Below are 11,123 nucleotides of genomic sequence, written 5' to 3'. Positions count from 1 at the left end.
GTGGATCCAACGCCAAAGCAAACTGAGCCCTATGCGCGTACTTCGGCCCTAGTAATCTAAGGCCGGAATTGAGAAGCCCGGTGTACAGCCCTAGTGCCCGGCCCGTCTCTGCAACTTTGTCAAAATCAAGAACATCTGCGGGACGAGAAAAAACGAAACCACCGTTGATAGCAGCACGCCGCCAGCAATAGCCGTTGCAAAAGGCGGCCAGAACCCACCTTCTGACAATATTAGGGGCAAGAAGCCGCCAAATGTGGTGATGGTTGTTGACCAGATATGACGCGAGGTCGCCATTACCTCGGTGCTAATGGCGGCGTGATTGCCTTGCCGCGCAGCTTCATTCGAACGTAGTCCAGAGAGGATAATGATTGCCGCGTTGATTGCGACCCCGATCAATCCGATGAGCGCCACGATAGGCTGAAAACCAAAGGGGAAACGAAAAACCGCCAGGGATAACATGCCGAGCCCGGTCGACAGGATCGCTACGACAAATATGATCGCAGCGAGCCGGAATGAATTGAATGTCAGCACAATTGTCGCCAGCATTATGATCGAGATGATGCCGAAAATGCCTATAAGGGCGTTGAAATTGTCTGATCTTGCTTCCTCGTCACCGCCGAACTGAAACCTGTATCCAGCGGGCATTTCGTGACCAGCTTCATCCCAGGCCAGTTTGAATTTCTCTATCGCGGTCGACGGAATTTCACCTGCCGCAACATATCCCGAAATGATATTGACCCGCTGTCCTTGGAACCGGCGCAAAGTCGCAGGCGCGGGCAACAGCTCAAGCTCGCCAAGCGCCAGAATGGGTGCGGAGCTTTCAGATTGATCACCGCCCACGAACTCCAGCGACGCCAGATCATTTAGCTCGTTTCGATCTTCTCGCGCCGTCCAGATTCGAATGTCCAGCTCTTCGGTTCCCTCAATGATTGATCCGCTAACAACACCATCAAGCTCGGCTCTTATCTGGTCTGATGCCTGCCCTACACCAAGCCCAAACTGTCGAGCCCGGTCCGGATCGAGGTCCAGCCATAGCTTAGGCTCGCCTCCAGCAAAGGATGGGTTAGTAGCCGTGACTTCATCGATCTGTGCAAAAATCAGACGCGACTTCTCGCCCAAATCCTGAAGCACTTTCATATCATTCCCAAAAACCCGAAGCTCTATCGGAGAGAAAGTTGGTGGACCCTGGGTGAGCTGCCTGCTGATCACCTGGACGTCAGACAGCCTAGCCCGCAATGCCTCACCCACTTCATTTATGGTTGGCCTTAACCGGCCAATAGACCGCGTGGTGATCATCGCCTGAGCATAGCTGGCGTTGCCGTCCTGATTGTTTGCAATGTTGTAATAGAAACTCGGCGCTGAACGCCCAACGAACCAAGATATCTGCACAATCTCTTCGTTGGTTTCGAGATATTGCTGCGCTTGCAAGACCGCCTCAGCCGTCTCCTCGATAGAGCTTTGGCTTGGCAATCGCAGTTCGACATAGAATTGGTTGCGATCTGCTTCGGGGAAGAAGGATGTCGGTAAGGTCGTGACGCCATAAAAGCCGGCAAACGGCAAGATACAGGCAATCGCGATCGAGCTTTTCGGCATGGTAAGGCTTTTTAAAAATAACGCCTCGAAACGCTGAGCCAGCCAAGTCGCCCGAACGCCTGATTGCAAAAAGCCAAACCGGCCTTTTGCCTCAGAACCCTGCTGCGAGGATTTCAGGAATATGCCCGCCAAGGCGGCGATGGCCGTCATTGCGAGAGCAAGAGAGGCGATTAACGCAACGATCACGCTACTGCCGATACCGCCGACAAATTCCCCGGCGCCTCCCGGAAGAATGACGAGCGGCACGAATGCCAGCACTGTTGTGAGCGTGGAGCTGAACAATGGCAGCCATAAACGCTTTACCGAAAGCCGCACAGATTCTCTTGGCGACGTGCCATCCAACAAATACCGACGGACAGAATCGGTCATCACAATCGCCGCGTCGACAAGCAGCCCAAGGGCTACAATCAGACCGGTGATTGATATCTGATTGATCGGTCTGCCTAGCAGGTTGAGAATAATCAACGACGCGAGCCCGGTCAACGGAATGGCCGCCGAGACGATCAGCGCAGAGCGCCAGCCGAGCGTCACAAACAGGACCAGGATCACTAGCCCTGCTCCGATGAGCAAATTTCCTACGAGCGTCTGAAAGCGCTCACTTGCATACTCACCCTGATCGAAGATAATCTCGACCTTCACACCATCTGAAACATCCAGTTCGAATTGCCGCACCAGCTGCTGGACGTCTTTCGTCCAATCAGCGACTCGCAATCCCGCCTGCATGCGCGTTGCAATGACTATAGCGGGCTCACCGTCGTGGTAGGCAAGGTCTGTCGCAGGAGAGACAACGCCGCGCGAAAGCGTGGCTACATCGCCAAGGCGGATGGAAAGGCCTTGCTGAGACTGTCCGATGATTGTCTCTCTCAACCGGCTTAGCCCATCGATTTCGCCGCGAACTTCAAGGTTCAATTCAGTCTGGTCGCCTTTGAATTGACCAGCGGAAACCTTTGCGTCGGCTGCTTCGACTGCCCTTGCAATCTGATCTTTGGATAGCCCTAATGCCGCTGATGCTGATCGGTCGAGAGCAACGCGAACTTCCTCTCTCGATGCGCCGTGCAATGTGACCAATTCCGTTCCTGGAAAGGCTCTCATGCGGTCTTGCAATTCGAGGGCTGAGCGGCGCATCACAACCAGATTTTCGTCGCTTTCAGCTTCCCATGTCAGCGCCACCAGCATGGTGTAAGCACCAGCGCGCGTATCATCGAACACCGGATCGGCCGCCCCCGCTGGAAGATCGGCGGAAACGTCTGCCAAAGCATCCCGGACAAGTCCAAATGGGGTATCGGGCTCGGTAATACTATCCTTCAACACAACCGCGATCGACGAAAGCCCGTTTGTGGAAACCGATCGCAGCTCATCAACCTCGTCAAGCTGTTTCAACCGCGCTTCAATTCGCTCAGTTACCAATTGCTCGACGCGCGCGGCGCCTGCTCCGGGGAATGAAGTCAAAACGGTCGCTACACGGTTTGTGATGCGCGGATCTTCCTCGTTGGCCATTGAGCTCAGCGCGCCCAATCCTCCAACAAGGATGAGCAAAACGAGAAGCACCAGCAATCGCCGGACATCATAGAAGAGCGTCATCACTGGCTGGCAGCTCCGCTTTCGGCCAGCTTGCCTTGCGAAGTGTGTTCCGGACCGTTGGTGTCTTTCACCAAAACTCGCTGTCCCGGGACAAACCGAAATGGGCTATCGCGAATGACCAGACTGCCATTGGTAAGCGCGCCGCGAACAAAGCTTCGATCAGCCTCACTATGAATTACTTCGACATCTTGACGTTTTACGATACCGGTCAGTGCGCCTGAACTATCATCATCCTGATCCGAATCTGGGCTCACTACATATACCGCCCAGAGTCCTCTCAAGCTCTCAACAAGCGCCGAGTTCTTGACCCACATTCCTTTGGTTTCGAGAGTTTCCTGAAGTGTGAGCCGCACTGTTTCAGCGACGACAAAGCCAGTGCTTTCGGGAAGAACGAACCTCACTGTGAGGGTATTTGTCCTCGGATTGATGTCGTCGACGATACGCTTGGCTATAGCAATCGTTTCGCGTTCTCCATTCGTGATCCGATATTCAGAGCCCAGCCGAACCTGGTCTCGAAATCTGGCCGGCACACCGACATCCGCTTCCATGGGACCGCCTCCGCTTAGGCGAAACACCGTTTGCCCCGCACCAACCACCGAACCGGCATCCGCGCTGCGACTGACAATTTCCCCCGAGAATGGCGCGACTAGAAGTGAATTGCGCTGATTTGTCTCAAGCCGCCGCAGAGCGCCGGTCGCCTGATCAACCCGCGCTTTTGCAGAATCACGGTCCGCACGTGCATCATCAAGCTGCTGAAGGGTTACAAAACGTGGGTCGAGGGCTTCTATCCGCTGAAAGCGGGCCGATGTCTGAAGCAGTCGCGCTTCTGCCTCTTGCAAGACAGCAGAAAGCTCAGACTGTTGGCTGATCAGCTCATCAATATCAACGCGGGCCAAAGGTGCTCCGCGGCTAACTCGGTCACCCGCTTCCACATATAATCGGTTGATCCGGCCCGGCAGCTCAAAACTCAGATCAGTCACATTGGATGCGCGCAGACGGCCAGCAAAGGTCCTCGAAACAGTGTATTCCGATTGTTCCTGGACAATGTCCACGGCAACTGGAGTAGCGGGTTTCTCGTCAGGTTGTGCTGTTTGCCCTGCTCCGAAGGAATACCAAACTGACAGCGTGAGAAATGCGAACAAGGCAGCTGCGATTGCCCACCGGTTGCCGCGCCTTGTCAAAAGCTCAATCATTGGGCCTCCTCGCCTGCTTTGCGAAAGGAGAGCCCCCGTGTAACCAATTCCGCACCTTTTGTGGCAAGCGTGCGCTGCTGTGCTTTCGTCGTGAAATTGCGGGTTCGAGCATGCCCCTCGACAAATAATGACGTCATTCCATGTGCCATTGACCATGCGGAGAAAGCATGAGCCTCTGCCTCGCTCGCTTCAAAACCAAAGTAGTCAGAATTGTCTCGTAAACAGCCGCACAAAACGCTGTAGGCTTGATCTGCGGCAATCCTCGTACCCGGGTCGGGGATCCCGGAGCTCAACTGACCAAACATCACGCGATAAACGCCGGGATGACCGATGCCATGCATGATGTAGGCAACGCCAATCGCTGTCAGCTGCTTGTCAGCCATCAATTTGTGTCTCGCGCGCGCACGAGAGGTAACTTTCGCGAGCTTGTTAAAGCCCTCAATCGCCAGCGCCTGAAGAATGGCATCGCGATTGGCGAAGTGTTTGTAGGCCGCCATCGCACTTACACCGACCCGTTCAGCAATAAGACGCATCGTCATGGCGCTCTCACCCTCAGCCTCTAAAACACTGCGAGCCTCATGCAGAATTGCGCTCCTCAGATCACCGTGATGGTAAGATTTTAAAGCCAAAACAGAATCCTCGTGTATATGTTGTAAACTTTGTTTATAGCGTAAACATTAGATTTGCTAGCGCATTAGCTGGAAAAGGAAGAATATGCTGAATCTCGATCTTCAGAGCCTGACCGAACGGCACTATGCCATCCAAACAGATCAGGCGTTCTGGAACTTTAACAGCGCATTCGGAGGGTGGCTTGCCGCCGTAGTGATCGCCGCAGTTAAATTGGACAGCCAATTTCGCGGCGAGATAATTACTAAGCAAATGCAGTTCGTCGCTCCGGTCAAGGAGGGTCAGCTGCATGTCAGTGTCGATTTAAGCGCGCAGCGAAGGACGACTGATTTCTGGCGGGTTTCGGTGTCGGATGAGCAGGGGCGTCTACTGGTGACAGCAGATATCGCAGCAGCGATCAGAGGCGAGACTGACCTATCCTACAGTGCCAAGGCGCCTGAAACGGGTGCCGCGGACCAATACCCGCCTCTTGAGGCCTCGGCGCTGACGCCGAAGTGGCTAAGCAGCTTTGATCAGCACATGGTGGCTGGGAAGCCGCTTTCGGTGAACGAGCAGCCCAAGTCTGTGGTATTGCTTCGACCTAAAACGCGCTGCACTATTGATGCGCAACTTCTTGCGATGATTTGTGACACGCCGATGCCGAGGACGTTTTTTGCGTCCCAGCAGCTCAGATTTGCCTCTACAATTTCCCTGTCCACTCATATCTATTGCCGCGATGACCAGATGCCAAGCAGCGGTGGAGGCTATCTCATTCTTGAGACAAACTGTGCCGCAATCCACGGTAACACTGCAAATCAGGAGGTTCGTGTCTTTCGAGAGGACGGATTGCTGCTCGCGACGAGCTATCAAACCAGCATTTTTCGATAGGCTGAGCCAAGCGTATTCGCGTTCTGCATGGACGGGCAGGCTTCGGATAATTTCCGTTTTTTGGGATCTAGGAATTTGTTTGCCTACGTCTCGATGTGGGTCGTTTGCCGATCAGCCGCTTTTGGGCAGTAGCGTGGCAAACCTGACAGACCGCTATCAGGACAGCCTCCAGAGCCACCTTACGGCTGATTATGGGGGTGGAAGTTGCCATTGCACCTCGAGAACGCTCGATTGATTTATCCCGTTAATCGGCCGCACTAGATACAAAAATGGCGGGCGGCCCGAAAGCCACCCGCCAAGTTTCTTAACTCCGTGGAGAGTTGGAGTTAGAACTGTCCTCGCAGTGTTACACCGTACATGCGCGGCTGCTGCGTGAATGCAGAGCGTGAACCGGACCGCAGAACGGTGTTGAATGTAACACCTCTCGTCACTTCGTCGGTGAGGTTTGTAACCCACGCCTCGACTGTCCACGCATCGTCGATGTCGCCGATCCCTGCGCGCAAGTTGATCTTCACATTGCCGTCTTGAACGTCGAATGGAAGCAGCGCTGTTGTCCCAAGGTCAGCCGCAGTGGTTGGAACCGCTCGCGCCTGTGTCGAGGTGCGACGATCGCTTTCTATCCGTGCCTGACCATTCAGGAAGAATGTCAGACTATCGCCAATATCCTGAGTGTAGGTAGCGCCCAAAAGCGACACCAATTGAGGCGCGTTGGTCAGTTCATTGCCGCAAAGGTTTTGAACTCGCAAAGCGTCCGTTGTTGCAGCACAGTCGCTCGGATAGGATGCATCAACGTAGGTCACGCCGCCATTGATTGTCAGACCATCCGTTGGCCTGATGACGGTTTCAAGCTCGAAACCCTTTGAAATCGCCAAAGGCACGTTGAAAGTTTGAAACTGCGCACCGGTGAATTCTAGCACCTGAAAGTTGGTGAATTCCTGATAGAATGCAGCAATGTTGGTTGTGATCGCGTCATCCAGCATCCGGGCTTTCATGCCGATTTCGTAAGAATCGACAACTTCTGAATCAAAGCGGGGATCCGCCCCTCCAGCCGCTGCCGTTGAGTCGAGGTTGAAACCGCCCGCTTTGTAACCGTGCGTGAAAGCAGCGTAGACATTCACTGGCGCCGCAAACTCATAACCAAGCTTTACCGTGTAGATCAGCTCGTCATCTTCAAAGTTTGTGTCAAATGGACGCGGCAGTGGAAACGGGTTGGCATCTGAACCGATTGCAGGCGCGGTAAACGCGAAGCAGCCCGTGCCGAAAATGGTGTTAATCAACGGGCCTGGAACATTCCCAGCTCCGATAGACCCGAGGATGGCCGGACAAAGCAGGTTGTTGACAGAAGGCTGAGTGAACGAGCCATCCTTGCTTTCGTCCGAATAGCGCAGGCCCAGCGTTAGATCGAGGCCGTTTGTAATCTCCAAAGTATTATGGGTGAAGATAGACCAGCTGGTGCTGTCTTGCGTATAGCGGTTCGTCGCTCTCACTACGGAAGGGTCTACCCCGCCTGACAAGACAGTGAGCGGGTTCGCTCCGAACCCTCCATTTGTGGGCGCGAATAAGAGTGCGCCGATGAGCTCACCATAATCTTCACCCAATCCAAAGTTCACGCTCTGGGTGATTTCTTCTTCGGAATAATATCCACCAATCATCCATTGCAGCGCGCCGCTGAACGCTTCGCCTTGCAACCGCAATTCGTGAGTCATGGTGTCGATATCAGTTACCGAGCCAGGCAGTACGTTGAACACGTCGAGGCCAGAGAAATCTGAATCATAGCTCTCGTCGTTGGTGTACTGCCGATAGGAGCCGACATAAAACAGATCGACGCTGTCGCTGATCGGGAATTCCAGATCGGCGGTCACGCCCCATTGGTTTGAAGCGGCAAGGTGAAGGGTATCAGCCGTCGCAATCCGATTATCGAGCGCTTGCTCTGCGGTCGTTTGATCAAACGGACTTGTTGCCACGACTGGAGCCGACATTCCGCCACGCGCACCCAAGGTGACAAAGTTAAACAGCCCGTTGCTTTCAACCGGAGACTGCAGAAGCTCGACCGAACCACAGCAATCACCCGACGATTCTGAGTAGTCGCCGATGATCCGCCCGCGGAAACCGCTATCGGTTTCCCATCCAATCTGACCGCGAACAAGGAACTGATCGACTGAGTTTGTGTCCTGCAGGAAATCACCATTGCGATCGAGAACAGTCACAAAACCGTCGCGCTTGCGATAGGCACCCGCAAAGCGAACTGCGACGCTATCCTCAACAATAGGGATGTTAACTGCGCCTTGGACATTCATATGTTCGAAATTGCCGTATGTTGCGTTGACGAAGCCGCCCACCGAATCAAGTTCAGGGCGTTTGGTCGTGATATTGAGCGCACCGGCTGAAGTGTTCCGACCGAACAATGTGCCTTGTGGTCCGCGAAGAACTTCGACGCGTTCGATATCGACAAATTCTGACAAGGCGATACCGGGCCGTGATTGATAGGCCCCGTCAACAAAGATGCCGACAGCACTCTCAAAACCGATATTGTTTGAGGTGGTGCCAACGCCGCGAATACGCAGAACAACGGTGCCGGATGAGTTTTGCGCCTGAGACGTTGAAAAGCTTGGCGAGACTTGCGTCAGGTTTTGCACGTTCACGACGCCTTGGCGGTCAAGCTGCACCTGATTAACTGCGGTAACAGCAATTGGAATTTCCTGCACATCTTGCGCCCGGCGTGTTGCCGTTACGATGATGACGCCTTCGGCTTCTTCTGCGGTAGGTTGCTCTGCATCCTGTGCAAATGCGGCGGTTGGCATAATGGCCGTGGAACACGCCAAGCCTGTCAAAAGTCTCGAAAATTTCCTCATTAGTTCCTCTCCCTTGAATGCTTTAGCGGTGCGACTGCTCTTTGGCATTTCGTGGTCGCAGCGCCATTTTCAGGTTGGCCAAAATCATATTGGCAACCATCATCAGCTGAAGGTTTTGCTCCTCCGGCTGTCGATCTGTATTTCCGATGAGCATTTGGGAAACGCTCATGTTCACCGTGGCCATTTGCAACAATTGCGCATCGGCCCAATTCGATCCCGCACGCTTCATCTGCTCAATATAGCTTTGCGCAATCTGTCTTTCTTGCGAGTCGAATTTCTCTTTCAAAGCAGGGTCTGCGTCTGCCGCGCCGCGCAAATGAATGTCGTAAGTTTGCCAAAAACCCTTTTGCGACAAGCGCTCCAAGTAAGCTGGCACAAAAACTACGAGGCCTTTTTCGCGGGGAATATCGTCCAGCGTTGAGGTCAAAATTTCCCGCCGCAGTTCAAAGCGCTGATCCAGAAGGACGCGCACAATATCGGTCCAGCTGGGGAAGTAATCATAAATCGTGCCCAGCCCAACGCCCGAGGCTTGAGCCAATTTTCGCATGCTAAAATCGGCAATGCTATCTTCGTTTAAGAGGCGTTTTGCTCCTTTCACGATGGCCGCACGGCTCGCGATAGCGCGGTCCTGGGTCGGTGTGCGCCGCCCGGCTGATCCATCTGCAACAGGATGCATTTCTACAGTCAGCGCCGTTCTCCCCTACGACTTGCCCGCTCGCAATAACCTTGACTTGTTCCGCTCTTGCCTTCCAAAAGCGAACAGGTGTTCGGGTTTTATGGCGCGGCATTTGGAATGTGTAAAGGTGCGATGACAAAATCGACCGTAAGCTTGGGAGAAGCTGTTAGATGAAACTCGCTCGGACCGTTCTCTTGGGGCTCACAACGGCGCTGGCCGCTTGCTCGACAATGCCTGCTCAAAACAGTGCTCCTGCCGCTTCACAAGCCACCGTTTATGATGCTGCAACCGTGGGTGACAGCAGCCTGTCTGCTTTTTACGAATACGCACAGTCGCTTAGTCATGGTCCGGGGAAATTGCTGCGCCGGGAACCGTTGGAAGCTAAACAGTCGCTGGCCAATGCAGGCACAAATCTGCGATTGCTTTACACAGCGACCGATGGGCTGGCTAACGACGGCATCTTACCCGTTTCCGGCGTCCTCTACCTTCCAAAAGGCGAAGCACCAGAGGGTGGCTGGCCGCTCATGGCATGGACGCATGGCACTGTTGGCGTGGCCGATATTTGCGCTCCATCATGGAATGGCCGCCAGGAGCAGGATCAGGAATATCTCAACCGCTTTCTGGCCGAAGGGTACGCGATCGTCGCCAGCGATTACCAAGGCCTCGGCACTAAGGGCACACATCCTTACTTGGCGACGCGCCCTGCGGCTTACAGCAATCTTGATATCATTCGCGCAGTCACCGCAGGCGATTTTCCTATCTCGGAAAAAGTCGCGCTTTTCGGCCAATCACAAGGCGCAGGCGCGGCCATTGCGACCGCTGATTACGCAGCGATCTATGCACCAGAGATCGACATTGTCGGCGTGGTTGCAACCGGAGCGCCCTATCTCACGCCGCAGGTCGTGCAGTTTCTTGAACGGTTGCAACAACCAGACCGGGTTGATCCGCTGCTCGGCTATACATTCTTGGCCATGACACTGGTGCAACAGGTCGATCCATCGTTCGTGATGCGCGATTACATCACGGACGAGGCATGGCCGATCGCCAACCGGGTTAGCGATGCGTGTTATGCTGAGATCAAGACGCTGGTGAGCGATGCTCAGCTGACAAGGCGCAAGAGCTTTGCCCAGTCGCCAAGCCTTCCCTTACGGCAAGGATTTGCGCGAATGGGCTATCCGACTCTTGGCCTCAAAGCGCCGCTGTTTCTGGGTACAGGCGGGCTAGACCGCGACACCCCACCGCAAATGCAGGCGACATTGGCGCGCGATCTTTGCGCCAAGGGCACAAAGGTCACGTCGGTTCTTTATCCTGAACTCAATCACCGTGAGGTGGTGCCGTACTCACCGATAGACTCTATTCCGTTTGTGAAAGCGGCTTTTGCGGGCGAGGACTTGCCGGGCAATTGCGACGACCTGCCGTATCGAGCGCAGTGACTTTGACGCCATGTTCTTCAGGGCCCGAGTATAGTGCGCCAAGCGCTCCCTCTGCGACCACTCAACGAGGTGCTGTCAGTCTAATCGCAACTTGTCTCCGATTGGCAAAGCTCTCCCTTACCCGATTTGAGTTCAGGCCATGAGATTTTGCCACTCAGCCAAGGCGGCTGAGCGGGAGGTCTTGTAGGTTTCTCTGTCGACTAAGTGGCGTTGGGCGTTGAAGTGGTTGTGGACATTGGCATGGACTGAGGCGAATTTTTGTAAGCTCTTCATCTGCCTGAATCTGATCATCGCTCGCTCC

At 54.3% G+C, this 11,123-nt stretch carries 7 protein-coding genes and 1 pseudogene; 2 read left to right on the top strand and 6 right to left on the bottom strand.

The window, feature by feature from the left end:
- Positions 1-90: 90 nt before the first annotated feature.
- Genes KCG46_RS12525 through KCG46_RS12515 form a run of 3 tightly spaced genes read right to left on the bottom strand, consistent with a single transcriptional unit; the run spans position 91 to position 4,996 of the window.
- Entirely contained in the window at positions 91-3,174 is a 3,084-nt protein-coding gene (locus tag KCG46_RS12525; RefSeq protein ID WP_255552009.1) for an efflux RND transporter permease subunit, read from the bottom strand.
- Positions 3,174-4,367 (bottom strand): efflux RND transporter periplasmic adaptor subunit, encoded by a 1,194-nt coding sequence (locus KCG46_RS12520; RefSeq protein ID WP_218405784.1) that lies wholly within the window; start codon positions 4,365-4,367, stop codon positions 3,174-3,176. Before KCG46_RS12520 ends, KCG46_RS12525 begins: the two co-directional genes overlap by 1 nt.
- On the bottom strand, positions 4,364-4,996 hold the full coding sequence (locus KCG46_RS12515; RefSeq protein ID WP_218405783.1) for a TetR/AcrR family transcriptional regulator: 633 nt from the start codon (positions 4,994-4,996) through the stop codon (positions 4,364-4,366). Before KCG46_RS12515 ends, KCG46_RS12520 begins: the two co-directional genes overlap by 4 nt.
- A gap of 85 nt (positions 4,997-5,081) precedes the next feature.
- Between KCG46_RS12515 and KCG46_RS12510 the strand changes: the two genes are divergently transcribed.
- On the top strand, positions 5,082-5,861 hold the full coding sequence (locus tag KCG46_RS12510) for an acyl-CoA thioesterase domain-containing protein (RefSeq protein ID WP_218405782.1): 780 nt from the start codon (positions 5,082-5,084) through the stop codon (positions 5,859-5,861).
- Between the two features lie 326 nt (positions 5,862-6,187).
- On the opposite strand, the gene KCG46_RS12505 is transcribed toward KCG46_RS12510, so the two are convergent.
- Positions 6,188-8,662, bottom strand: a complete 2,475-nt coding sequence (locus KCG46_RS12505) for a TonB-dependent receptor (RefSeq protein ID WP_255552008.1) — start codon at positions 8,660-8,662, stop codon at positions 6,188-6,190.
- A gap of 73 nt (positions 8,663-8,735) precedes the next feature.
- Positions 8,736-9,389, bottom strand: coding sequence for a TetR/AcrR family transcriptional regulator (locus KCG46_RS12500; protein ID WP_218405780.1), 654 nt, complete (start codon positions 9,387-9,389; stop codon positions 8,736-8,738).
- 170 nt (positions 9,390-9,559) lie between these two features.
- Between KCG46_RS12500 and KCG46_RS12495 the strand changes: the two genes are divergently transcribed.
- A complete protein-coding gene (locus KCG46_RS12495) occupies positions 9,560-10,822 on the top strand; it encodes an alpha/beta fold hydrolase (protein ID WP_218405779.1) in 1,263 nt (420 codons plus the stop codon).
- A 132-nt stretch (positions 10,823-10,954) separates the two neighbouring features.
- Here the strand turns inward: KCG46_RS12495 and KCG46_RS12775 are convergent.
- Positions 10,955-11,123: pseudogene (locus tag KCG46_RS12775) on the bottom strand (IS6 family transposase); the annotation flags it as partial.

The organism is Erythrobacter crassostreae, assembly GCF_019204045.1.
Lineage (GTDB): Bacteria > Pseudomonadota > Alphaproteobacteria > Sphingomonadales > Sphingomonadaceae > Erythrobacter > Erythrobacter crassostreae.
This window is presented reverse-complemented; position numbering and strand designations above follow the sequence as displayed.